Raw genomic sequence first — 22,968 nt, 5'->3', positions numbered from 1 at the left:
GATGACAGTTTTGGAATGTGTGTCGCCTATGCGGCCGCCTTCGCTGGCAAGCCTCGCTCCTACAGGAGTTCGCGATCCAATATAGGAGCGAGCGGTGCGGCGATCCGACTTGCCCGCGAAGAGGCCTGTCAGATCGCCGCCAATGCCTTGGCCAATCGCTTGCCTCTGGCCCCCGCCGCCAGATCCATCACACTCTGATCACGCTGCCACATCGCCGCCCAGTGCTGCGGGCCATCAGCCAGAGCCTCGTTCAGCTCAGCCTTGAGCCCCTCGAATTGCGCAAACAATCCCCCCAGCAGCACATGCCCGGCCAGATTGTTCGGCGCCTGCCGGCTGACTTCCGCGCACCCGGCCAGCAGCGCCAGCAACCGCAATTGCAGGGCCTGCGGCCAGTCACTGTCCTGCCCCACCCCATACAGCCACGCGGTCATCGCGCTCAATACATAGATGTCTTCCAGCGTGCGGAACGGTTTGACGTAGGCATCCCAGCCATCCCCCGCGAGTAGTTCGCACTGGACGTTGTCCAGAAACAACCGACCGTGGCTGATGTCCGGCATCAGCGCGATGGCCGGGAGTTTTTCCAGGCGCACGCCCGGTTCATCGGGATAGACCACCGCCAGACTCAAGCGCGGCGTTTCGCCGGACGCTTCACTGCGCGCGGCAACCAGCAGCCAGTCGGCCGCATCGCCAGCGGTGACGAAATCCTTGCGCCCACTCACGCGTAAATCGCTCAGACGCGTCTGCATGTCCGCCACCCGCAGACTGCGCTGTTCGGTGGCACACAACGCGCCGAGGCTCAGCGGCGCGCTCGGCCAGAGCATGCGCAGCGCCGCCTGATAGCCCACCAGAAACGCCAGCCCCGGCGTCGACATCAAACGCCCGCCGACCACCGCCAGTTCCAATGGCGTGACCGTGCCCAACGTGTGCAACAAGGTCGCGAACCCCTCCGCCAGGTCCGGGTTGACGGGCAGGCGATCGCGGCGATTCAACAGGTTTTGCCAGGGCATAAGAGGCTCCTTGTGGGCTGTCATGTAAGCATCACCAAAGCTTCATGGCGATGACACCGGGGCTACATAGCCTGACTTTGCACAACACGGCTGCATAAAGAAAGTCGATCGGCTTTAACCCAAGACGGGTTGACCAGCCCGCACGGAGATTCCCATGACTCAGATCGCCCGCATCAGCGACACCGGCAATGAACGCCGCCTGCAAGCCGAACGCCTGGTGGGCGCCGAGGCCTTGCAGGAAGCCCAGGCCTTGCGCTTCAACGTCTTCAGCGGCGAGTTCAACGCCAAGCTCAAAGGCGCGGAGTTGGGTCTGGACATGGACGACTATGATGTTCACTGCGCCCACATTGGCGTGCGTGACTTGAACACCGGGCGCCTGGTGGCGACCACCCGTTTGCTCGATCACACGGCCGCGAGCAGCCTGGGCAAGTTCTACAGCGAAGAAGAGTTCAGCCTCCATGGTCTGGTCCACTTGAAAGGCCCGATCCTGGAAATCGGCCGCACCTGCGTCGACCCGGCTTATCGCAACGGCGGCACCATCGCGGTGCTCTGGGGCGAACTGGCCGAAGTGCTGAATCAGGGCGGCTACAGCTATTTGATGGGTTGCGCGAGCATTCCGATGCAAGACGGCGGGATTCAGGCCCACGCGATCATGCAGCGTCTGCGGGAACGTTATCTGTGCACCGAACACCTGCGGGCCGAGCCGAAAAAACCGCTGCCGGTCCTGGACCTCCCGTCCAACGTGATCGCCGAAATGCCGCCGCTGCTCAAGGCCTACATGCGTCTGGGCGCGAAGATCTGCGGTGAGCCGTGCTGGGACGAAGACTTCCAGGTCGCCGATGTGTTCATCCTGCTCAAGCGCGACGAACTCTGCCCACGTTATGCCAAGCACTTCAAGGCGGCAGTCTGATGAGCCGGTTGCGGGTGTACGCACGGATTGCGCGAGTACTGGTGGTGGTCGCGCTGGGGTTGAGCATGGCCAGCGTGTTCGGGCTTTTCGAGCGGCTGGGCATTGCCCATTCGATGGTCCGCCGCCAACGCTGGTCGCGGTTTTTCATGGCGCGGTTGAGCAACGCCCTGCCCTTTCGCGTGACGGTTCACGGTGAACTGCCGAAGGAGCCGATGCTTTGGGTCAGCAATCACGTGTCGTGGACCGACATTCCGTTGCTGGGCATGCTCACGCCAATGTCGTTTCTGTCCAAGGCCGAAGTGCGCACCTGGCCGGTGGCCGGTTGGTTGGCGGCCAAGGCCGGCAGCCTGTTTATCCGTCGCGGCTCGGGTGACAGCCAGCTGATTCGCAAACAGATGACGCGCCACCTGGCGCAGGCACACCCACTGCTGATGTTCCCTGAAGGCACCACCACCAATGGACGTTCGTTGCGTACCTTTCATGGTCGCTTGTTGTCAGCAGCGATTGATTCTGAAGTGAAGCTGCAGCCGGTGGCGATTCGTTATCTACGTGACGGTGAACTCGACTCACTGGCGCCGTTCATTGGCGATGATGATTTGCTGTCGCACTTGATGCGGTTGTTCGCCAATGATCGCGGGGAAGTGGAAATCAAAGTGCTCAAGCCGATCGCTTGCGAAGGCCGGGAGCGTGCGGCGCTGGCGTTCGAGGCACAGCAGGCGGTGCAGAAGTCGTTGTTTGGGGCCATCCCTCAGGCGCAACCGGAACCGCTGCGCCCCGCCATCGCGGCGTGAAACAAATTCCCTGAACAAGCACTAATCCTTGTAGGAGTGAGCCTGCTCGCGATAGCGGTTTTAAATTCAACAATGATGCTGAATGACACACCGCTATCGCGAGCAGGCTCACTCCTGCAAGGGGCTTAGGGTGCTGGGTAGTTTTGGGCGAAATCCTGAAGCTGCGGATAGAACAACCGGAAATCCTCACTGAGCGGTTCGTACAGCCGACGCAATTCCTGCATCGCCCCCGCCAGTTCCTCAGGCCGGGTCAACCGCCGCGAAATCCCCCGCAGCACTTGGTCCAGCACATCAAACTCCTGATAAGACCCCAACCAGTCATTCGCCACCATGTGCGGCGCGATCCTCGCCAACCGCTCCGGCAATTGAGGCTCAGTCGACAGCACCCGATACACATCCGAGGTGAACCGCTCCAGCGGCTGGTCCGAGTAGAGGGTCCAGTCCCGCGCCAGGCAGTGGTCGAAAAACACGTCGAGCACGATCCCGGCGTAACGCCGGCGTGTGGTGGAAAATCGCGACAGCGAGGCATCCACCAACGGATGGCGGTCGGTGAAGACGTCGATGCTGCGATGTAGCTGGATGGCCGCTTCAATCTCCGGGTTGAACTGCCCTTGCAGCCGTCCCTTGACGAAATCGCCATACAGACTGCCGAGCAATTGACCGGGGCGCTGGCCACCGAGGTGAAGATGGGCGAGATAGTTCATGGGCGCAGCTTAGCATTGCGCCTTCGAATGTTGACACTCACCGTATCGTTATAACCCGATATAGCGATTTATGCGCTCGTCAGACCAAAATCATATTTGTATATCGCGATCTACCGATTTAAAGTTCGCCACATCGCGATATAGCGTTTTACTCATCACGAGCCCAAACCCATGACCATCGACCTCGACGAAATAATAAAAGCCCTGGCACACCCAGTCCGCCGAGACATCCTCATCTGGCTGAAAGACCCCAAGACCCAGTTCCCGGAACAGATCCACAACCACGAGTACGGCATTTGCGCCGGACAGATCGATCAACGCTGCGGCCTGTCGCAGTCGACCGTGTCCGCCCATTTGGCGACCTTGCAACGTGCGGGACTGATCAGCAGCCAGAAAGCCGGTCAATGGCACTTCTTCAAGCGCAACGAGGACGTGATCCAGGCGTTCCTCGCGGCCATCGTCAAGGAGCTCAGCGCTCCGACAAGGAATTAACCAATGCCCCTCTCGCTTCTCATTCTGGCCTTGAGCGCCTTCGCCATCGGCACCACCGAGTTCGTCATCATGGGCTTGTTGCCCGATGTGGCGGCTGACCTCGGCGTGTCGATCCCGGGCGCTGGCTGGCTGGTGACCGGTTACGCCCTGGGCGTGGCCATCGGTGCGCCATTCATGGCACTGGCCACCTCCCGATTACCGCGCAAGGCTGCACTGGTAGCGTTGATGGGCATTTTCATCATCGGCAACCTGCTCTGTGCCATGGCGACCGATTACAACGTGCTGATGTTTGCCCGTGTGGTCACGGCCCTCTGCCACGGTGCGTTCTTCGGTATCGGTTCGGTGGTGGCGGCAGGTCTGGTTCCGGCGAACAAACGCGCCTCCGCCGTGGCCTTGATGTTCACCGGCCTGACCCTGGCCAACGTGCTCGGCGTTCCGTTGGGCACCGCGCTCGGTCAGGAAGCCGGCTGGCGCTCGACCTTCTGGGCAGTGACCGTGATTGGTGTGATCGCGTTGATTGGCCTGATCCGCTTCCTGCCGGCCAAGCGCGATGAAGAGAAACTCGACATGCGCGCCGAACTGCGCGCCCTCAAAGGCGCCGGGATCTGGCTGTCGCTGAGCATGACGGCGCTGTTCGCGGCGTCGGTATTCACCCTGTTCACTTATGTCGCCCCGCTGCTCGGTGATGTCACCGGCGTCTCGCCCAAAGGCGTGACCTGGACCCTGATGCTCATCGGCCTGGGCCTGACGGTCGGCAACATCATCGGCGGCAAGCTGGCTGACAAAGGCCTGGCCGCAACGCTGATTGGCGTCTTCATCTCGATGGCCGTGATCTCGACCGTACTGACCTGGACCAGCGTCGCGCTGATCCCGGCCGAAATCACCCTGTTCCTCTGGGCCACCGCGTGCTTCGCCGCCGTCCCCGCCCTGCAAGTGAACGTGGTGACCTACGGCAAGGACGCGCCGAACCTGGTGTCGACCCTGAACATCGGCGCTTTCAACATCGGCAACGCCTTGGGCGCCTGGGTCGGCGGCAGCGTCATCGCCCACGGTTTCGGCCTGACCAGCGTGCCACTCGCGGCAGCAGCACTGGCGGTACTCGCCCTGCTGGTGACCCTGATTACTTTCCGTCAGCGCGGTAATCCCGAACTGGCCCCTGCTATCAACTGATACTTCACGAGGGTTGTACTTAAATGACGACTATTTTCGATCCGATCAAACTGGGCGACATCGAGCTGGCCAACCGCATCATCATGGCGCCGCTGACCCGCTGCCGCGCCGACGAAGGCCGGGTGCCAAACGCCCTGATGGCCGAATACTACGTACAACGCGCCTCGGCCGGCCTGATCCTCAGCGAAGCCACGTCGGTCACGCCGATGGGCGTCGGCTACCCGGACACTCCGGGTATCTGGTCCAACGATCAGGTGCGTGGCTGGGCGAACGTGACCAAAGCGATCCACGGTGCGGGCGGCAAGATTTTCCTGCAACTGTGGCACGTCGGCCGGGTTTCCCACGAGTCGTACCTGAACGGTGAAGCACCAGTCGCACCGAGCGCCATCCAGCCTAAGGGTCACGTCAGCCTGGTTCGCCCATTGTCCGACTACCCAACCCCGCGCGCACTGGAAACCGCTGAAATCGCCGACATCGTCGACGCCTACCGCACCGGTGCCGAGAACGCCAAGGCTGCCGGTTTTGACGGCGTGGAAATCCACGGTGCCAATGGTTACCTGCTCGATCAGTTCCTGCAAAGCAGCACCAACCAGCGCACCGATAACTACGGTGGTTCCCTGGAAAACCGTGCGCGCCTGTTGCTGGAAGTAACCGACGCCGCAATCGAAGTCTGGGGCGCTGGCCGCGTCGGCGTGCACTTGTCTCCGCGTGCCGACTCCCACGACATGGGCGATGACAACCTGGCCGAGACCTTCACTTACGTCGCTCGCGAACTGGGCAAGCGTGGCATCGCGTTCATTTGCTCCCGTGAGAAAGAAGCCGGCGACAGCCTGGGTCCACAATTGAAAGAAGCGTTCGGCGGCCCGTACATCGTCAACGAACGCTTCACCAAGGACAGCGCCAACGCTTGGCTGGCCAGCGGCAAGGCAGATGCAGTCGCCTTCGGCGTTCCGTTCATTGCCAACCCGGACCTGCCGGCACGCTTGAAGGCGGATGCGCCGCTTAACGAAGCGCGTCCCGAGCTGTTCTACGCCAAGGGGCCCGTGGGTTACATCGACTATCCCGTGATGTAAGCATCTCCCTTGAAATGCAAAAGCCCCGACTCGAAAGAGCCGGGGCTTTTTGTTGCGCCATGTTTATTCACAGGGCTTCACACCGATTCACACGCACGACACAAAATCACTACAAAATACGTAGCTCGCTACCTTTCAACCTGACGAGCGTGCGTATATAAAAGCATCCCGGTGCATTAAGGCGAACATTGAAGGGATCAACGCTCGCCTTAATGGTTGACATAAACGGATCCAATTACGCATTTTGTTTTATTTGCGCAGGCTGGGGCTCAGGCGCAGCATGTCCAATCCTGTATTGACCCATCGCTCGGCTTCGGTGTGCAGTTGAAAACTGTCCGGGGCCAATAGCCACTGGTACAGCATGCCATCGATGTAGGCGTGCAGGCTGATGGCCGCGCGGACTGTGTCGAGGTCCTCGGGCATTTGCCCCCGATTCACCGCATTACTCAGGGCCAGGGCGATTCGCACATTGCAATCGAGGCTGACTTCACGACGCTGCTGACGCAGATCGCACATTTCATCGGTGAATTCACACTTATGAAACAAAATCTCATTGATGCGTCGGGTCTTCGGATCCAGGGCAACTTGATGAAACAAATGAATCAGCAGTTTGCGCATGCAGCCCAGCGGATCGAGCTCATCTTCGCTTTCACTGGCCCTGGCCATTTCATCCAGCGGCTCTTTCAAGCTATCGAGCATGGCCTGCACCAGATCCGCCTTGTTGCTGAAATGCCAGTAGATGGCGCCGCGAGTCACGCCGGCCAGAGTCGCGATGTCCGCCAGCGTAGTGCGCGCCACGCCTCTTTCATAAAAGGCTTTCTCTGCCGCTTCCAGTATCTGGCTGCGGGTTTCTTGAGCTTCCTCTTTGGTACGACGGACCATGGCAGTAAAACCTCAATCGGGATGCTTCAGCGATGTCTGAACAGCCGCTGAACAAAAGTGGGGCGAGCGCTCTTGGGACTCGTCCCCGGCTTACAATTCGAACCTTTGACGGGCGTTGGTAACGGGGTGGATACGCAGTCAAGGTGTTTACAAACAACCATGAACGTAAGTATATTCCTTAGCAAGCTACTTATCCACTCAGCACTCATTTTTTACCCTTTCACATTTCTAGTGCGTTTCTTGCGCGCCTGACCCGAGGATTTTCATGCAATTCAAGCCAGCTGTTACCGCTCTGGTCGCCGCCGTCGCCCTGGCATCACTGCTCAGCGGATGCAAAAAGGAAGAAGCGGCACCCGCCGCACCGCCTCCTCAGGTCGGCGTGGTCACCCTGCAACCTCAAGCCTTTACCCTGACGTCCGAACTGCCGGGGCGCACCAGTGCGTTCCGCATCGCCGAAGTTCGCCCACAGGTCAATGGCATCATTCTCAAACGTCTGTTCAAGGAAGGCGGTGACGTCAAGGCCGGCCAGCAGCTGTATCAGATCGATCCGTCGGTCTATGACGCTACGCTGAAAAGCGCCCAAGCCAACCTGCAACAGACGAAGTCGATCTCGGATCGCTACAAGCAGTTGGTCAACGAACAGGCCGTCAGCCGTCAGGAATACGACACGGCCGTGGCCAACCGCATGCAATCGGAAGCCGCGCTGCAAACCGCTCAGATCAATGTGCGGTACACCAAGGTCTACGCGCCGATTTCCGGCCGCATCGGCCGCTCGAACGTGACCGAGGGTGCGCTGGTCAGCAACGGCCAGGTCGATGCCATGGCGGTGATCCAGCAACTCGATCCGATTTACGTCGACGTCACCCAGTCTTCGGTCGAGCTGCTTGAGCTGCGTCGCGAACTGGAAAGCGGTCGCCTGCAAAAGGCTGGCGACACGGCAGCGGCGGTCAAGCTGACGCTCGAAGACGGCAGCCAGTACAAACAGGAAGGCAAGCTCGAATTCTCCGAAGTCTCGGTTGACCAGACCACCGGCTCCGTGACCTTGCGTGCAGTGTTCCCGAACCCGGATCACACGCTGCTTCCGGGCATGTTCGTACACGCTCAGCTCAAATCCGGTGTGAACGCCGCTGCCATTCTGGCGCCGCAACAAGGCGTAACCCGCGACCTCAAAGGCTCGCCGACCGCACTGGTCGTCGGTGCGGACAACAAGGTCGAACTGCGTCAGCTCAAGGCCAGCCGCACCGTCGGCAACCAATGGCTGATCGAAGACGGCCTGAAGGCCGGCGATCGTCTGATCACCGAAGGACTGCAATTCGTCAAACCTGGCGTCGAAGTCAAAGCCAGTGAAGCGACTAACGTTGGCGCAAAGAACCCGGCCCCCGCACAGGCAGCTGACAAGGCTTCCAGCGGCAAAGGGGAGTAAACCATGTCGAAATTTTTTATCGACCGTCCGATTTTCGCTTGGGTAATTGCCCTGGTGATCATGCTGGTCGGGGCACTCTCGATTCTCAAACTTCCGATCAACCAATACCCGAGCATTGCGCCTCCGGCCATTGCGATCCAGGTCACCTACCCAGGCGCGTCCGCACAAACCGTGCAGGACACCGTGGTGCAGGTCATCGAACAACAGCTCAACGGTATCGATAACCTGCGTTATGTCTCCTCGGAAAGTAACTCCGACGGCAGCATGACCATTACCGCGACCTTCGAGCAGGGCACCAACTCCGATACCGCGCAGGTTCAGGTCCAGAACAAACTGAACCTGGCCACCCCGCTGCTGCCACAAGAAGTGCAGCAACAGGGTATCCGCGTGACCAAGGCAGTGAAAAACTTCCTGTTGGTGATCGGCGTGGTATCTCGCGACGGCAGCATGACCAAGGACGACCTGTCCAACTACATCGTGTCGAACATGCAGGACCCGATCTCGCGGACCGCCGGTGTCGGTGACTTCCAGGTCTTCGGTTCCCAGTACGCGATGCGTGTCTGGCTCGACCCTGCCAAGCTGAACAACTTCAACCTGACGCCGGTGGACGTAAAAGCGGCCATCGCGGCGCAGAACATCCAGGTGTCCTCCGGTCAACTGGGCGGCCTGCCTGCTGCGCCCGGCCAGCAGTTGAACGCCACCATCATCGGCAAGACACGTCTGCAGACTGCCGAGCAGTTCAACAAGATCCTGCTCAAAGTCAACAAGGACGGCTCGCAAGTACGCCTGTCCGATGTCGCCGATGTAGGCCTGGGCGGTGAAAACTACAGCATCAACGCCCAGTTCAACGGCGCACCGGCTTCCGGTCTGGCGGTGAAACTGGCCAACGGTGCCAACGCCCTCGACACCGCGAAAGCGCTGCGCAACACCCTCAACACGCTCAAGCCGTTCTTCCCGCAAGGCATGGAAGTGGTCTTCCCCTACGACACCACCCCGGTGGTGACCGAGTCGATCAAGGGCGTGGTTGAAACCCTGGTCGAAGCGATCGTGCTGGTGTTCCTGGTGATGTTCCTGTTCCTGCAGAACTTCCGCGCCACCGTCATCACCACGATGACCGTGCCGGTGGTGTTGCTGGGTACATTCGGGATCCTCGCGGCGTTCGGTTTCAGCATCAACACCCTGACCATGTTCGGCATGGTGCTGGCCATCGGCTTGCTGGTGGACGATGCCATTGTCGTGGTGGAAAACGTCGAACGGGTCATGAGCGAAGAAGGTCTGTCACCCAAGGAGGCCACCAAGAAATCCATGGGGCAGATCCAGGGTGCACTGGTCGGTATCGCCCTGGTGCTGTCGGCGGTATTGCTGCCGATGGCGTTCTTCAGTGGCTCTACCGGTGTGATCTACAAGCAATTCTCGATCACCATCGTCTCGGCCATGGCCCTGTCGGTACTGGTTGCGCTGATCTTCACCCCGGCACTGTGCGCCACCATGCTCAAGGCAATTCCGAAAGGCGAGCACGGCACGCCGAAACGCGGCTTCTTCGGCTGGTTCAACCGCAGCTTTGACCGTGGCGTCAAAAGCTACGAGCGTGGCGTGGGCAACATGCTGACGCACAAGGCGCCGTACCTGCTGGCCTACTTGATCATTGTCGTCGGCATGATCTGGCTGTTCACCCGCATTCCAACGGCGTTCCTCCCGGAAGAAGACCAAGGCGTGCTGTTTGCCCAGGTGCAGACCCCGGCCGGCTCCAGCGCCGAACGCACGCAGGTGGTGATCGATGAGATGCGCTCCTACCTGCTGGACAAGGAATCGAGCGCCGTGGCCTCGGTGTTTACCGTCAACGGCTTCAACTTCGCCGGTCGCGGCCAAAGCTCGGGCCTGGCGTTCATCATGCTCAAGCCGTGGGATCAGCGGGATGCGGAAAACAGCGTGTTCAAACTCGCCGCCCGCGCCCAGCAGCACTTCTTCACCTTCCGCGATGCGATGGTGTTCGCCTTTGCACCACCGGCGGTATTGGAGCTGGGTAACGCCACCGGTTTCGACGTATTCCTGCAAGACCGCGCCGGCATCGGTCACGACAAGTTGATGGAGGCTCGTAACCAGTTCCTCGGCATGGCGGCACAGAGCAAGGTGCTTTATCAGGTGCGTCCGAACGGCCTGAACGACGAGCCGCAATACCAGCTGGAAATCGATGACGAGAAAGCCAGTGCATTGGGCCTGACCCTCACCGACATCAACAGCACCCTGTCGATTGCCTTGGGTAGTAGCTACGTCAACGACTTCATCGACCGTGGTCGGGTGAAGAAGGTCTACGTGCAAGGTCAACCCGGTTCGCGGATGAGCCCGGAAGACATCAAGAAATGGTATGTGCGTAACGCCGCCGGAACCATGGTGCCCTTCTCCGCCTTCGCCAAGGGCGAGTGGATTTACGGTGCACCGAAGCTCTCGCGTTACAACGGCGTAGAAGCGATGGAAATTCTCGGTGCCCCGGCCCCGGGCTATTCCACCGGTGAAGCCATGGCTGAAGTCGAAGCCCTGGCCAAGAAACTGCCGGCCGGTGTCGGTATTTCCTGGACCGGTCTGTCATACGAAGAACGGCTATCGGGCTCACAGGCGCCGGCGCTGTATGCGTTGTCGCTGCTGATGGTGTTCCTGTGCCTGGCGGCGCTGTACGAAAGCTGGTCGATTCCGATCGCGGTGATGCTGGTGGTGCCGCTGGGGATCATCGGGGCACTGTTGGCCACCAGTCTGCGGGGACTCTCCAATGACGTTTACTTCCAGGTGGGCCTGTTGACAACCATCGGTCTGGCAGCGAAAAACGCCATTCTGATCGTCGAGTTCGCCAAGGAACTGCATGAGCAAGGGCGTAGCCTTCGCGAAGCGGCGATTGAAGCGTGCCGGATGCGTTTGCGACCGATCATCATGACCTCGCTGGCCTTCGTGCTCGGTGTGGTACCGCTGGCGATTTCCACGGGCGCCGGTTCAGGTAGCCAGCACGCAATCGGCACGGGCGTTATTGGCGGTATGATCACCGCCACCGTCCTGGCGATCTTCTGGGTCCCACTGTTCTTCGTTACCGTGTCGTCCATTGGCCAGCGCAAAAAAGCCGACCAGGATGACGCAATTGAACCTTCTAAAGAGGCTGGCCAATGAGCAAGTCGCTACTCTCCATCGCAGTTGCCGCCTTCGTGCTGAGCGGCTGCTCGCTGATTCCCGACTATCAGCAACCTGAGGCACCAGTGGCGGGCCAATACCCGCAAGGTCCGGCGTACTCGTCGGCCCAGGCGCCGAATCAGGCGGCTGCGGAACAGGGCTGGAAGCAGTTTTTCCATGACCCGGCACTGCAACAGCTGATTCAGGTGTCGCTGGAAAACAACCGTGACCTGCGTGTCGCCGCCCTGAACATCGACGCGTTCGCGGCTCAATACCGCATCCAGCGCGCCGATCTGTTCCCGGCCGTTTCGGCCAATGGCACCGGCAGCCGTCAGCGTCTTCCGGCTGACGCGTCGCAGACCGGTCAAGCGGGCATCAGCAGTTCCTACTCCGCTACGGTCGGTATCAGTGCTTATGAACTCGACCTGTTCGGTCGGGTTCGCAGCCTCAGCGAAGAAGCCCTGCAGAAGTACTTCGCTACAGAAGAAGGCCGTCGCAGCACGCAGATCAGTCTGGTGGCCAGTGTGGCCAATGCCTACCTGACCTGGCAGGCCGACAAGGAACTGCTGAAACTCACCCAGGACACCCTCGGTGCGTTCGAGGAGAGCTACAAGCTCACCGCGCGCAGCAACGAAGTCGGTGTGGCCTCGGCCCTGGACCTGGCCCAGTCGCGTACCTCGGTGGAAAACGCCCGGGCGCAACTGGCCAAGTACACCCGTCAGGTCGCGCAGGACGAAAACAGCCTGGTGCTGCTGCTCGGCACCGGCATCCCGGCCAATCTGCGAGAAGCCAAACCGCTATCTGACAACCTGCTGAGCGACGTACCGCCCGGCCTGCCATCGGACTTGCTGCAACGTCGTCCGGATATTCTCCAGGCCGAGTACAACCTGAAAGCTGCCAACGCCAACATCGGCGCGGCACGGGCGGCGTTCTTCCCGAGCATCAGCCTGACGGCCAATGCCGGGACCTTGAGCCCGGACTTGTCCGGTCTGTTCAAGGGCGGCTCGGGCACCTGGTTGTTCTCGCCGCAGATCAACCTGCCGATCTTCAATGCCGGCAGCCTGCGCGCCAGCCTGGATTACTCGAAAATCCAGAAAGACATCGGCGTGGCGAACTACGAGAAGTCCATTCAAACGGCCTTCCAGGAAGTCGCCGACGGCCTGGCCGCCCGCCAGACCTACACCGATCAGTTGCAGGCGCAGCGTGATTTCGTCACCGCCAACCAGGACTACTACCGTCTGGCCGAGCGTCGCTACCGTATCGGTGTCGACAGCAACCTGACCTTCCTCGACGCCCAGCGTCAGTTGTTCAGCGCCCAGCAGGTGCTGATCACTGATCGTCTGGCGCAGCTGATCAGTGCGGTCAATCTGTACAAGGCACTGGGTGGTGGCTGGAACGAGCAGACGGCGAAAGTCGAACCGCTGAAAGAAGAAGCGCCGAAGATGAAGTTGTTCTGATAGCGCTGTAAGACAAGAGGCCCACCTTTTGGTGGGCTTTTTGTTGTCTGCGGGAAAAGGTGTGGTGTCAGTAATCCCCTCTTCGCGGGCAAGCCTCGCTCCTGCAGTGTCCGCGCCGAATCATATTCCATGAAACCCGCACACCCCGTAGGAGCGAGGCTTGCCCGCGAAGACGCCAGCCCATAAACACAAAAACCTCAGACCAACATGCGTTCGATAACCGCCCAAAACCCGCTTTCCCCGATTGAACCCTCCAGCCCATCCCCCGCACCATTCGTCGCACAAGACCAATAACATCAGGTTCGACACCATGCCCCCGCGCCCTGCCCTGTCCGGCTGATCCCACCCCGTTTTTCACGATATCGAATCCCTTGTCTGCAACGGCCACGTTGCGGCAGCGCCCCGTTTCATCCCTAACAATTAGAGAGACCCGAGCCCATGACGCCTTCCACCACGCCGTACTACTTCCCAAGCCTGATAGCCATCGCCCTGGCCTGCGCGGCCCTGCCTGCCATGGCCGAGGAGTCGGGTTTTGTCGAAGGTGCCAAGGTCAACCTGAACCTGCGCAATTTCTACATCAACCGCAACTTCACCAACCCGACCAAGGCCCAGGGCAAGGCTGAAGAATGGACACAAAGTTTCATTCTCGACGCCAAATCCGGCTTCACCCAAGGCACCGTCGGCTTCGGCATGGATGTGCTGGGCTTGTATTCGGTGAAGCTCGACGGCGGCAAAGGCACGGGGGGACTCAGTTGCTGCCGCTGGATCACGACGGTCGCCCGGCGGACAGCTTTGGTCGCACCAACGTGGCGTTCAAGGCCAGGCTGTCGCAGACCGAAATCAAGGTCGGTGAATGGATGCCGGTGCTGCCGATCCTGCGCTCGGACGACGGTCGCTCCCTGCCGCAAACCTTTCGTGGCGGCCAGATCACCTCGAAAGAAATCGCCGGCCTGACGCTCTACGGCGGCCAGTTCCGCGCCAACAGCCCCCGTGACGACAGCAGCATGAGCGATATGTCGATGACCGGAAAACCGGCGTTTACCTCCGACCGCTTCAACTTCCAGGGCGGCGAATACGCCTTCAACGACAAGCGCACCCAGATCGGTGTGTGGAACGCCGAACTCAAGGACATCTACAGCCAGCAATACGTGAACCTGATTCACAGCCAACCCCTCGGCGACTGGACCCTGGGCGCCAACCTGGGTTTCTTCTATGGCAAGGAAGATGGCAGTGCCCGGGCCGGCGATCTGGACAACAAGACCTGGTCGGGCCTGTTCTCGGCCAAATACGGCGGCCACACCTTCTACGTCGGCCTGCAAAAACTCACCGGCGACAGCGGGTGGATGCGGGTCAATGGCACCAGCGGCGGCACCCTGGCCAACGACAGTTACAACGCCAGTTATGACAATGCGAAAGAAAAATCCTGGCAGGTACGGCATGACTACAACTTCGTCGCCTTTGGCATTCCCGGCCTGACCCTGATGAACCGCTACATCAGCGGCGACAACGTGCACACCGGCACAATCACCGACGGCAAGGAATGGGGCCGCGAAAGCGAATTGGGCTACACCGTGCAAAGCGGCGCGCTTAAAGACCTCAACGTTAAATGGCGCAACTCGACCATTCGTCGGGACTTCAGCAACAACGAGTTCGATGAGAACCGGTTGATCGTCAGCTATCCGATCAGTTTGTTGTAACCGCACCCTGGCAGCGGTCGAAGTCAAAAGGCCGCTGCCTGTAACCACCTGTCGGCTTGCCTGGCGTTTTGCGAGTGGGCAGATACAGTCAAAAAGCGTTTAATTCTCCATCACTGCTGTAGGAGCCCCTGTTTTCTTCCGTTATCTCCGGATGCTGTACGCGAAGCTGCCATGACCCAGGAGGTCAGGTATGAGCAAGCGAATAGTTATCGTCGGTGGCGGCGTTGGTGGAACCATGCTGGCCAATCAACTGGCCAGCAAGCTGTATCCGGAAATCCTGCGCGGCGAAGTCTCGATTGCACTGCTGTCCAATTCCCCCGATCACTTCTATAAACCTGCGTTCATGTACGTGGCGTTCAACCTGTTCTTTGAAGAAGAACTCAAGCGCCCGGAACGTTCACTGTTGCGCCCGGAAATCGAGTTCCATGTCGATGAAGTCGTGCGTTTCGATTTCAATCGACAACACCTGCAAACCCGCAGCGGCAAGCGTTACGGCTATGACTTTTTAGTCATCGCCACCGGATGTGTGCCGGCCCCGGAACGTATCGAAGGCTTGAAAGAAGCCGGCGATCATTTCTATCAGTACGCGCCCGCCAGGCAACTGGCGCAAAAACTGAGCACGATCGAAAAAGGCCGCATCTTCATTACCGTGTCCTTCCCGAAAACACCCAATGTCCCGCATCAATGCGGTATCGCGCCCATCGAAACCACATTGATGCTCGATGATTTCTTGCGGCGTCGTGGGGTGAGAGACCAGGTGGAAATCGTCTACACCTACCCGACCACGGCTCAACTACTGCGCAACTGCCTGTTCCTGCAACGCCCGACCGGGGAAATTCTGCCGGGTATCTTTGAACGGAAAAATATTCGCTTTCAACGCGGCTTCACGCTCAAACGAGTCGATCCGGATAAAAAAATCGCGTACTCCGAGGAAGGTGACGAGCAACCCTTCGACATTCTGATGGCGACACCACCGATCAGGGCCGTGGACGCTGTGCTTGAGTCCGGCGCCTCACAAGCGCCCAACGACGAAGGCTGGCTGCCGACCCACCATGAAACGTTGCAGGTCTACGGCCTGGAAAACGTCTACGTCATCGGTGATACCGTCGACTTGCCTGTCAGCAAAGCCGGCGGGGCATGCCATAACCAGGCGCCGGTGATCGCCAACAACATCGCTGCCGAAATTCGTCTGGGCACCCCCATCGCCGTCTACGACGGACGTGTTCAGGCCGTGGCACAAATGGGCCTGGATGCCGGCATGCCGCTTTGGTACGACTACCAGCACGATGTCCGGCCCACCCCGGCCACCAAGCTCGGCGGGTTGCTCAGAAACGGATTCAACCGTGGACTGTACTGGGCGGTTGCCCGCGCAATGCTTTGATCGGCCCGGGGAGAGGAGTAAATCGTAATGAGCGTCTCAAATGAATCAATCACCCCCCTCATCAGCCCTGGATCAGACGCGCTGATGGAAAAGCTCAAACCCTTGATTGACGGCGGTCGACTGGACAACCTGGTGGACCTGCTTTCACTGATCAGCGACCTCGTCGATCTACTGGACCCGGCCATGGTGGAGAAACTGGCGCGGCTGTTCGAAGGCGCGACCGAGGCAACCTGGAGCGTCAGCAATGCCGTGCGCATGGCAAAAGCCGATAGCACAGCAAACGAGCAGCCCCCTGGCTTTTACCAGCTACTGAAATTGTTGCGCGAACCCGACACACGACGAGGGTGGGGTTTGCACTCAAAACCCTCAACGTCATTGGAAGACAACTTTGAACGTCCAGAGAGGACAACCTCATGAGCACCAAACTGCAAAGAGCAAGGACGGCTGACTGGGACGCCACGGCCTACCAGCAATTCTCACGTCTTCGACAACGGCCGGTGAACGAGCTACTCGACCGCGTCGACCTTGAAAACCCCAAACGCATCTACGACCTCGGCTGTGGCACCGGCATTGCGACTCAAGCTTTGGCCAAACGCTGGCCCCGTGCGCACCTGATGGGCATCGACAGTTCGGAGCAAATGCTTCAGGAGGCCAGAGGCTTGCCGATCAAGGCGCTGTGGAAGCAGTGCGATCTACAGAACTGGCAGCCGGAGCAACCCGCCGACCTGCTCTTTGCCGCCGCCGTGCTGCACTTCATCGACAGTCACGAACAGTTGCTGCCGCGCTTGCTCGACTATCTCAACCCGGGTGGTTGTCTGGCGGCGCACATGCCCGACTGGCGGGATGCGGTGTGGTATCAGCTGGTGCTCGACACCCTCAACGATGGAGGCTCCGACGGCAAACCGCTCGGCTCCCCGCAAGTGCGCGAGAGGATGGCGGCGCGGCCGTTGCTGTCACTGGAAAATTACCACCGATTGCTTGCTCCGATCACCCGGACGCTGGATATCTGGGAGACCGAGCAGTTGCAGGTCGTGGACGGCAAGTCGCCGATTTATGACTGGATCAAGGTCTCGGCCTTGCGGGCGGTGATGCAAGGCTTGAAGGATGACGAACAGGCGCGGTTCATTTATCACTTCATGATGCGGGTGCATGCGCATTACCCGCGAGAATGCGATGGGCGCACGTTGTTTCCGTTCAAGCGGATCTTCATTGTCGCCACCGTTTGACCCTGTGGTCACCGCGCTTGCCCGCGATGGCGGTGTGTCATTCACCATCGATGCAAGCTGACCCACCGCGCTCGCGAGCAGGCTCGCTCCCACACGGGTCCTGTGTGAACACAAGTCATGTACTCACCGGACATCCCCTGCAGGAGCGAGCCGGCTCGCGATGGCGTCAGCTCAGACACCGCAAATCGCCAGGATCACTCCCGCGATTCAACCCCAAGCTCATCCCACACCGACTCCGCCAAATGGAACGTCGCATTAGCCGCCGGGATGCCGCAGTAGATCGCGCTCTGCATGATCACTTCCTTGATCTCGCCGCGGGTCACGCCGTTGTTGGCGGCGGCGCGCAGGTGCAGTTTGAGTTCTTCGTTGCGGTTCATGCCGATCAGCATGGCGATGGTGATCAGGCTGCGGGTATGGCGTGGCAGGCCCGGCCGGGTCCAGATGTCGCCCCACGCGTGGCGGGTGATCATTTCCTGGAACTCCGAGTTGAACTCGGTCAGGGCATTCAGGCTGCGATCGACATGGGCGTCGCCGAGCACCGCGCGACGGACTTCCAGGCCTTCGTCGTAACGTTGTTTCTCGTCCACAACAATCCCCTTAATCAGCTGACAAAAACGTCAGGACCCGGTCACTGAACGCAGCACCGGCCTGAACGTTGGACAAGTGCGCGGCGTAGAACTCGGCGTATTCGGCGCCCGGCACATGCTCCTGAATAAAGTGCCCTCCGGACGGTGGCGTGACCGCGTCTTCGGTGCCGGCAATGACCAGCAGCGGCACCTTGATCGCGGACAGCTGATCACGGAAGTCGGCATCGCGCACGGCGGCGCAGTTGGCGGCATAACCCTCTGGCGAAGTGGCCGCGAGCATGTCGGTAATCCGCTTCGCGGCGGCCGGGTTGGCCTCGGCAAAGTCGGGGGTAAACCAGCGCGCAATCGACGCATCGCGCAAGGCGACCATGGCCGCCTGACCGTCACGCAGCACGGTTTCGATCCGTGGATTCCACACCGATGGATCGCCGATTTTCGCGGCGGTGTTGCACACCACCAACTTATTCAATCGATCACCGGCATTGATGCCCAGCCACTGGCCGATCAAGCCACCCATGGACAGGCCGCAGAAATGCGCACGTTCGATGTGCAGCGCATCCAGCAGCGCCAGCACGTCGTGGCCCAGTTGCTCGATGCTGTATGGCCCCGGCGTGACCAGCGATTTTCCGTGGCCACGGGTGTCGAAACGCAGCACCCGGAAATGCTCGGAGAACGCGGCGATCTGCGCGTCCCACATGTGCAGGTCGGTGCCCAGCGAGTTGGACAGCACCAGCACCGGGGCATCCGCCGGGCCATCAAGTTGGTAATGCAGTTCGCCCTCGGCGAGTTGTACAAAAGCCACAGCAATCTCCTTCAGGCAGTCAACGCAGAATGTTCAGCCACCGCCCGCTCGACCCAAGTATGGGCCTGACCAAGGTAATGGGCGGGGTCCAGCAGACGATCGAGTTCCAGGGCCGACAACTCGGCGGTCACTTGCGGCTCTTCGCCGAGCACCGCTCGCAGATGACGTTGTTCGGCCACCGCACGTTTGCAGCAGCGCTCCAGAAGATGGTGCGCAGTGTCGCGGCCAACCCGTTGGGCGAGGACGATGCTCACCGCCTCGGCCAGCACCAGGCCTTGGGTCAGGTCGAGGTTGCGGGCCATGCGGTCGGCGTCCACTTCCAGCCCGTCCGCCACCAGCAGCGCTTGCTTGAGGCTGCCGGACACCAGGCAGCAAATCTCCGGCAGGGTTTCCCATTCGGCATGCCACAGGCCCAGGCTGCGCTCGTGTTCCTGCGGCATGGCGCTGAACAGGGTCGAGAGCAAACCGGGAACGCGGGTCGCCGCACCGATCAGCACCGCGGCGCCTACGGGGTTGCGTTTGTGCGGCATGGTCGAGGAACCGCCCTTGCCCGGTGCCGACGGCTCGAACACTTCGCCGGCTTCGGTCTGCATCAACAGACTGATGTCGCGGCCGAGTTTGCCGAGGCTGCCGGCGATCAAACCGAGTACCGCGCCGAACTCCACCAACCGGTCTCGCTGGGTGTGCCAGGGTTGGTCCGGCAGGGTAAGTTGCAGCTCACCGGCCAAGGCTTCGGCAATCGGCATCGCTTGCTCGCCGAGGGCTGCCAGGGTTCCGGAGGCGCCGCCAAATTGCAGCACCAGCAACCGAGGCTTGAGTTCTTGCAGACGTTGGCGGCTGCGAGTGACGGCGCCCAGCCAACCGGCGATTTTCATGCCGAGGGTGACGGGCGTGGCGTGCTGCAACCAGGTGCGCCCGGCCAGCGGCGTGGCGACGAAGCGTAACGCCTGGGTCGCCAAGGTTTCGCCCAGTTGCGCCAGATCGCTTTCGATCAGCGCCAGCGCGCGGCGCAGTTGCAGCACCAGGCCCGTGTCCATTACGTCCTGACTGGTGGCGCCCAGATGCACGTAGCGTTCTGCTTCGGCATCGTTGGCGGCGACCTGTTTACCCAACGCCTTGACCAACGGAATCGCCGAATTGCCCGCCGTGGCAATCGCCTCGCCGAGTGCTGAAAAGTCGTAATGCCCAGCCTGACAAGCCGCTGCGATCGAGGCGGCAGCCGACAGCGGAATCAAACCCGCGCTCGCCTCGGCCCGCGCCAGTGCCGCTTCGAAATCAAGCATGGCCTGCACCCGGCCTTGATCACAAAACACCTCACGCATATCGCGTGCCGTGAAATAGGCATCGAACAATTGATTGCCCGGTCGCTGATTCATAGACAGTCCCTGAAGGCGTGGGCCGGTCGGGCCCACGCGGTTGGATCAAAGGTCGTGGTGCAAATACTTGGCCTGTTTCGGCAGGCGCAGGCTGAACAGGAACGCCACCGCCATCATCACCGTCACGTACCAGTAGAAGGAGTTTTCAATGCCCGCGGCTTTAAGGCTCAGGGCGACGTATTCCGCCGAACCACCGAAGATCGCGTTGGCCACCGCATACGCCAGGCCGACACCGAGTGCGCGCACTTCCGGCGGGAACATCTCGGCTTTTACCAGGCCACTGATGGAGGTGTAGAAACTGACGATCGCCAGCGCCACGGTAATCAGCACAAAGGCCAGGAACGGACTGCTGACACTTTTCAGGCTCAGCAGAATCGGCACAGTACACAACGTACCCAATGCACCGAACCACAGCATCGAGTTACGGCGACCGATCTTGTCCGCGAGCATGCCGAACAGCGGCTGCATGCACATATAAAGGAACAGCGCGCCGGTCATGATGTAACTGGCGGTCTTGGCGTGCATGCCGGCGGTGTTCACCAGGTACTTCTGCATGTACGTGGTGAACGTGTAGAAAATCAGCGAGCCACCGGCGGTGTAACCGAGCACGGTAATAAAGGCCGCTTTATGGTCGCGGAACAACGCGCGAATGCTGCCGGCGTCCTTGTTTTCACGCATTTCCTTGCTGGTGGTTTCCTTGAGCGAACGACGCAGGAACAGCGAGATCAATGCAGCCACGGCGCCGACCACAAACGGGATCCGCCAGCCGTAGGCACGCAGGTCATCTTCAGTGAGGAACTGTTGCAGGACCACCACCAGCGACACCGCCAGCAACTGCCCGCCAATCAGCGTCACGTACTGGAACGAGGCGAAGAACCCGCGCTGGCCCTTGAGGGCGACTTCGCTCATGTAGGTTGCGGTGGTGCCGTACTCACCGCCCACCGACAAGCCCTGCAGCAAACGGGCGAACAACAGCATGATCGGCGCCCAGACGCCAATGTCCTTGTAGGTCGGCAGGCAGGCGATGAGCAACGAACCGAAACACATCATCAGAATCGAGATCAGCATCGAATTCTTGCGCCCGTGCTTGTCCGCGACACGGCCGAAAATCCAGCCGCCAATCGGCCGCATCAGGAACCCGGCCGCAAACACGCCGGCGGTATTCACCAGCTGCACAGTCGGGTTATCGGACGGGAAAAAGGCCGGCGCAAAGTAGATCGCGCAAAAGGCGTAGACGTAGAAGTCGAACCATTCAACGAGGTTGCCGGACGAGGCGCCGACAATGGCGAAGATCCGTTTGCTGCGCTCTTCGCCGGTGTAGTGCGCTGGAATAGCGGTAGGAGTTGTCATTGTTTTTCACTCTTTGGGGACCATGACATTCTAGACACACTTTGCAACAGTCCCGTTCCACAGTTGGCAATACTGTCCTCTGTAAGGAGTGAGCCTGCTCGCGATGGCGGAGTGTCATTCAGCACTGAAGGCACTGATACACCGCCATCGCGAGCAGGCTCACTCCTACAGGGATCTGCGGTGTTTTCAGTAGTCGAAGAACACCGTCTCGGCATCGGTGCCTTGCAGGATCACATTCCACTGGTACACACCCGACGCATCCTGCTTCGCCAGCAACGTACCCCGGCGCTCGGCCGGCACACACTCCAGCAACGGGTCGTCGACGTTCGCCGGTTCGCCCTCAAAGTAAATCCGCGTCAGCAAGTGCTTCACCAACCCGCGAGCGAACACCAGCACCACCAGGTGCGGCGCCTGGGTCGAGCCCTTCAGGCCTTCCACCGTTCCGGGTTTGATCGTGGTGAAACGAAAGCGCCCTTCGGCGTCCACCGGCACCCGGCCGAAGCCTTCGAAATTCGGGTCCAGGGGTTTGGCCTGGTCGTCTTCGGGGTGGTCGTACTTGCCGGCCGCGTTGGCCTGCCAGACTTCCAGCATCGCGTCGTTAACGAAATCGCCATTGCCATCGACGACTTGCCCGGTGATCGCCACGCGCTCGCCCAGGGTTTGTTCGACCGTCAGGTCTTCGCGGTTCAGCCAGGTCAAACCAATGTGGTAATACGGCCCGACGGTGTGGGATGTGGTCGCGTTCAGCGTCATCTTATTTCTCCATCGGCGTGGCTTCACGGCCGCGCAAGACGATGTCCCAGCGATAACCGAGGGCATAGGAAGGGATGGTTTTTTCCAGGTCGAAACTGGCGATCAAACGCTCTTTGGCGCTGGTGTCCGGTACGCAGTTGTAGATCGGGTCATAAGCCAGCAGCGGGTCGCCGGGGAAATACATCTGCGTGACCAGCCGCGTCAGGATGCTCGGCCCAAACAGCGAGAAATGAATGTGCGCCGGACGCCAGGCGTTGTGGTGGTTGCCCCACGGGTAAGCGCCGGGCTTGATGGTCTGGAATTGATACCAACCATCGGCGTCGGTCACGGTGCGACCGGTACCGGTGAAGTTCGGGTCCAGCGGCGCGTCGTGCAGGTCGCGGGCATGGTTGTAGCGCCCGGCGGCATTGGCCTGCCAGATCTCCACCAGAATCCCCGGCACCGGCAAGCCGTCTTCATCCAGCACGCGGCCGTGGATGATGATGCGCTCGCCCAACGGTTCGCCCGCGTGCTGCACCGTCAGGTCGTTGTCCTTCTCGTTGATACGCTCGGCGCCGATGGTCGGGCCGGTAATTTCCGACAACGAATGCGGCAAAAACACCAACGGCTTGGACGGCGCGCGAAGGTTGGTGGATTGATAAGTCGGGTGCAGGTAGTCCGGCTGGGTGCCTTCCTGCGGGCGACGGTAACCAGGCTTGTCAGTCATTTCGCTTTCCTCTGTTCTTATTAGTCTG

At 60.3% G+C, this 22,968-nt stretch carries 19 protein-coding genes and 2 pseudogenes; 12 read left to right on the top strand and 9 right to left on the bottom strand.

The window, feature by feature from the left end:
- Nucleotides 1–128: 128 nt before the first annotated feature.
- A complete protein-coding gene (locus HP062_RS27850) occupies nt 129–1,007 on the bottom strand; it encodes an acyl-CoA dehydrogenase family protein (protein ID WP_172792365.1) in 879 nt (292 codons plus the stop codon).
- A 154-nt stretch (nt 1,008–1,161) separates the two neighbouring features.
- Between HP062_RS27850 and olsB the strand changes: the two genes are divergently transcribed.
- Nucleotides 1,162–1,917: an L-ornithine N(alpha)-acyltransferase gene (gene olsB / locus HP062_RS27845; RefSeq protein WP_010462503.1), complete on the top strand. Its 756-nt coding sequence runs from the start codon at nt 1,162–1,164 to the stop codon at nt 1,915–1,917.
- The gene (locus HP062_RS27840; RefSeq protein ID WP_010462505.1) at nt 1,917–2,708 is read left to right on the top strand and encodes a lysophospholipid acyltransferase family protein; all 792 of its coding nucleotides are present in this window, start codon (nt 1,917–1,919) and stop codon (nt 2,706–2,708) included. The genes olsB and HP062_RS27840 overlap by 1 nt, the downstream gene beginning before the upstream one ends.
- 125 nt (nt 2,709–2,833) lie before the next feature.
- Here the strand turns inward: HP062_RS27840 and HP062_RS27835 are convergent, their stop codons facing one another.
- Nucleotides 2,834–3,412 (bottom strand): ACP phosphodiesterase, encoded by a 579-nt coding sequence (locus HP062_RS27835; RefSeq protein ID WP_010462507.1) that lies wholly within the window; start codon nt 3,410–3,412, stop codon nt 2,834–2,836.
- Nucleotides 3,413–3,583: 171 nt separating this feature from the next.
- Here HP062_RS27835 and HP062_RS27830 point away from each other — a divergent pair, with 171 nt between their 5' ends.
- The 3 genes from HP062_RS27830 to HP062_RS27820 are packed head-to-tail and all read left to right on the top strand — an operon-like array spanning nt 3,584 to nt 6,147.
- Entirely contained in the window at nt 3,584–3,904 is a 321-nt protein-coding gene (locus HP062_RS27830; protein ID WP_010462509.1) for a helix-turn-helix transcriptional regulator, read from the top strand.
- 3 nt (nt 3,905–3,907) lie between these two features.
- Nucleotides 3,908–5,074 (top strand): MFS transporter, encoded by a 1,167-nt coding sequence (locus tag HP062_RS27825; protein WP_172792364.1) that lies wholly within the window; start codon nt 3,908–3,910, stop codon nt 5,072–5,074.
- Between the two features lie 23 nt (nt 5,075–5,097).
- Nucleotides 5,098–6,147, top strand: a complete 1,050-nt coding sequence (locus tag HP062_RS27820) for an alkene reductase (RefSeq protein WP_010462513.1) — start codon at nt 5,098–5,100, stop codon at nt 6,145–6,147.
- A 249-nt stretch (nt 6,148–6,396) separates the two neighbouring features.
- Here the strand turns inward: HP062_RS27820 and emhR are convergent, their stop codons facing one another.
- Nucleotides 6,397–7,029 (bottom strand): efflux system transcriptional repressor EmhR, encoded by a 633-nt coding sequence (gene emhR, locus HP062_RS27815; RefSeq protein WP_010462515.1) that lies wholly within the window; start codon nt 7,027–7,029, stop codon nt 6,397–6,399.
- A gap of 265 nt (nt 7,030–7,294) precedes the next feature.
- Here emhR and HP062_RS27810 point away from each other — a divergent pair, with 265 nt between their 5' ends.
- From HP062_RS27810 to HP062_RS27780, 7 genes and pseudogenes are all read left to right on the top strand, one after another.
- Entirely contained in the window at nt 7,295–8,452 is a 1,158-nt protein-coding gene (locus HP062_RS27810) for an efflux RND transporter periplasmic adaptor subunit (protein WP_010462517.1), read from the top strand.
- 3 nt (nt 8,453–8,455) lie between these two features.
- On the top strand, nt 8,456–11,605 hold the full coding sequence (emhB, locus tag HP062_RS27805) for an efflux RND transporter permease subunit EmhB (protein WP_172792363.1): 3,150 nt from the start codon (nt 8,456–8,458) through the stop codon (nt 11,603–11,605).
- Nucleotides 11,602–13,062, top strand: coding sequence for an efflux RND transporter outer membrane subunit EmhC (gene emhC, locus HP062_RS27800; RefSeq protein WP_010462522.1), 1,461 nt, complete (start codon nt 11,602–11,604; stop codon nt 13,060–13,062). Before emhB ends, emhC begins: the two co-directional genes overlap by 4 nt.
- Before the next feature lie 438 nt (nt 13,063–13,500).
- Nucleotides 13,501–14,759: pseudogene (locus tag HP062_RS27795) on the top strand (OprD family porin).
- A gap of 190 nt (nt 14,760–14,949) precedes the next feature.
- On the top strand, nt 14,950–16,140 hold the full coding sequence (locus HP062_RS27790; RefSeq protein ID WP_172792362.1) for an FAD/NAD(P)-binding oxidoreductase: 1,191 nt from the start codon (nt 14,950–14,952) through the stop codon (nt 16,138–16,140).
- Between the two features lie 27 nt (nt 16,141–16,167).
- Nucleotides 16,168–16,532, top strand: a pseudogene (locus tag HP062_RS27785) (DUF1641 domain-containing protein).
- Between the two features lie 21 nt (nt 16,533–16,553).
- The gene (locus HP062_RS27780; protein ID WP_172792361.1) at nt 16,554–17,366 is read left to right on the top strand and encodes a methyltransferase domain-containing protein; all 813 of its coding nucleotides are present in this window, start codon (nt 16,554–16,556) and stop codon (nt 17,364–17,366) included.
- 194 nt (nt 17,367–17,560) lie between these two features.
- Here HP062_RS27780 and pcaC read toward each other — a convergent pair whose 3' ends face one another.
- The 6 genes from pcaC to pcaH all read right to left on the bottom strand — a co-directional run bounded on the left by pcaC (nt 17,561) and on the right by pcaH (nt 22,940).
- Nucleotides 17,561–17,953, bottom strand: coding sequence for a 4-carboxymuconolactone decarboxylase (pcaC, locus tag HP062_RS27775; protein ID WP_010462533.1), 393 nt, complete (start codon nt 17,951–17,953; stop codon nt 17,561–17,563).
- A gap of 10 nt (nt 17,954–17,963) precedes the next feature.
- On the bottom strand, nt 17,964–18,755 hold the full coding sequence (gene pcaD, locus HP062_RS27770; RefSeq protein WP_010462535.1) for a 3-oxoadipate enol-lactonase: 792 nt from the start codon (nt 18,753–18,755) through the stop codon (nt 17,964–17,966).
- An 11-nt stretch (nt 18,756–18,766) separates the two neighbouring features.
- Nucleotides 18,767–20,131, bottom strand: coding sequence for a 3-carboxy-cis,cis-muconate cycloisomerase (locus tag HP062_RS27765; protein ID WP_172792360.1), 1,365 nt, complete (start codon nt 20,129–20,131; stop codon nt 18,767–18,769).
- A gap of 45 nt (nt 20,132–20,176) precedes the next feature.
- A complete protein-coding gene (locus HP062_RS27760) occupies nt 20,177–21,481 on the bottom strand; it encodes an MFS family transporter (protein ID WP_010462539.1) in 1,305 nt (434 codons plus the stop codon).
- 186 nt (nt 21,482–21,667) lie between these two features.
- Nucleotides 21,668–22,234, bottom strand: a complete 567-nt coding sequence (gene pcaG / locus HP062_RS27755) for a protocatechuate 3,4-dioxygenase subunit alpha (protein WP_077749557.1) — start codon at nt 22,232–22,234, stop codon at nt 21,668–21,670.
- Nucleotide 22,235: 1 nt separating this feature from the next.
- Nucleotides 22,236–22,940 (bottom strand): protocatechuate 3,4-dioxygenase subunit beta, encoded by a 705-nt coding sequence (pcaH, locus tag HP062_RS27750; protein WP_010462543.1) that lies wholly within the window; start codon nt 22,938–22,940, stop codon nt 22,236–22,238.
- Between the last annotated feature and the right edge of the window lie 28 nt (nt 22,941–22,968).

This window comes from Pseudomonas sp. B14-6 (assembly GCF_013260315.1).
GTDB classification, from domain to species: Bacteria; Pseudomonadota; Gammaproteobacteria; order Pseudomonadales; family Pseudomonadaceae; genus Aquipseudomonas; species Aquipseudomonas mandelii.
This window is presented reverse-complemented; position numbering and strand designations above follow the sequence as displayed.

Excerpts from the sequence above, each read along its gene's own strand:
- HP062_RS27850 (WP_172792365.1), bottom strand. The coding sequence starts at position 1,007 with ATGCCCTGGCAAAACCTGTTGAATCGCCGCGATCGCCTGCCCGTCAAC.
- olsB (WP_010462503.1), top strand. The coding sequence starts at position 1,162 with ATGACTCAGATCGCCCGCATCAGCGACACCGGCAATGAACGCCGCCTG.
- HP062_RS27840 (WP_010462505.1), top strand. The coding sequence starts at position 1,917 with ATGAGCCGGTTGCGGGTGTACGCACGGATTGCGCGAGTACTGGTGGTG.
- HP062_RS27835 (WP_010462507.1), bottom strand. The coding sequence starts at position 3,412 with ATGAACTATCTCGCCCATCTTCACCTCGGTGGCCAGCGCCCCGGTCAA.
- HP062_RS27830 (WP_010462509.1), top strand. The coding sequence starts at position 3,584 with ATGACCATCGACCTCGACGAAATAATAAAAGCCCTGGCACACCCAGTC.
- HP062_RS27825 (WP_172792364.1), top strand. The coding sequence starts at position 3,908 with ATGCCCCTCTCGCTTCTCATTCTGGCCTTGAGCGCCTTCGCCATCGGC.
- HP062_RS27820 (WP_010462513.1), top strand. The coding sequence starts at position 5,098 with ATGACGACTATTTTCGATCCGATCAAACTGGGCGACATCGAGCTGGCC.
- emhR (WP_010462515.1), bottom strand. The coding sequence starts at position 7,029 with ATGGTCCGTCGTACCAAAGAGGAAGCTCAAGAAACCCGCAGCCAGATA.
- HP062_RS27810 (WP_010462517.1), top strand. The coding sequence starts at position 7,295 with ATGCAATTCAAGCCAGCTGTTACCGCTCTGGTCGCCGCCGTCGCCCTG.
- emhB (WP_172792363.1), top strand. The coding sequence starts at position 8,456 with ATGTCGAAATTTTTTATCGACCGTCCGATTTTCGCTTGGGTAATTGCC.
- emhC (WP_010462522.1), top strand. The coding sequence starts at position 11,602 with ATGAGCAAGTCGCTACTCTCCATCGCAGTTGCCGCCTTCGTGCTGAGC.
- HP062_RS27790 (WP_172792362.1), top strand. The coding sequence starts at position 14,950 with ATGAGCAAGCGAATAGTTATCGTCGGTGGCGGCGTTGGTGGAACCATG.
- HP062_RS27780 (WP_172792361.1), top strand. The coding sequence starts at position 16,554 with ATGAGCACCAAACTGCAAAGAGCAAGGACGGCTGACTGGGACGCCACG.
- HP062_RS27765 (WP_172792360.1), bottom strand. The coding sequence starts at position 20,131 with ATGAATCAGCGACCGGGCAATCAATTGTTCGATGCCTATTTCACGGCA.
- HP062_RS27760 (WP_010462539.1), bottom strand. The coding sequence starts at position 21,481 with ATGACAACTCCTACCGCTATTCCAGCGCACTACACCGGCGAAGAGCGC.
- pcaG (WP_077749557.1), bottom strand. The coding sequence starts at position 22,234 with ATGACGCTGAACGCGACCACATCCCACACCGTCGGGCCGTATTACCAC.
- pcaH (WP_010462543.1), bottom strand. The coding sequence starts at position 22,940 with ATGACTGACAAGCCTGGTTACCGTCGCCCGCAGGAAGGCACCCAGCCG.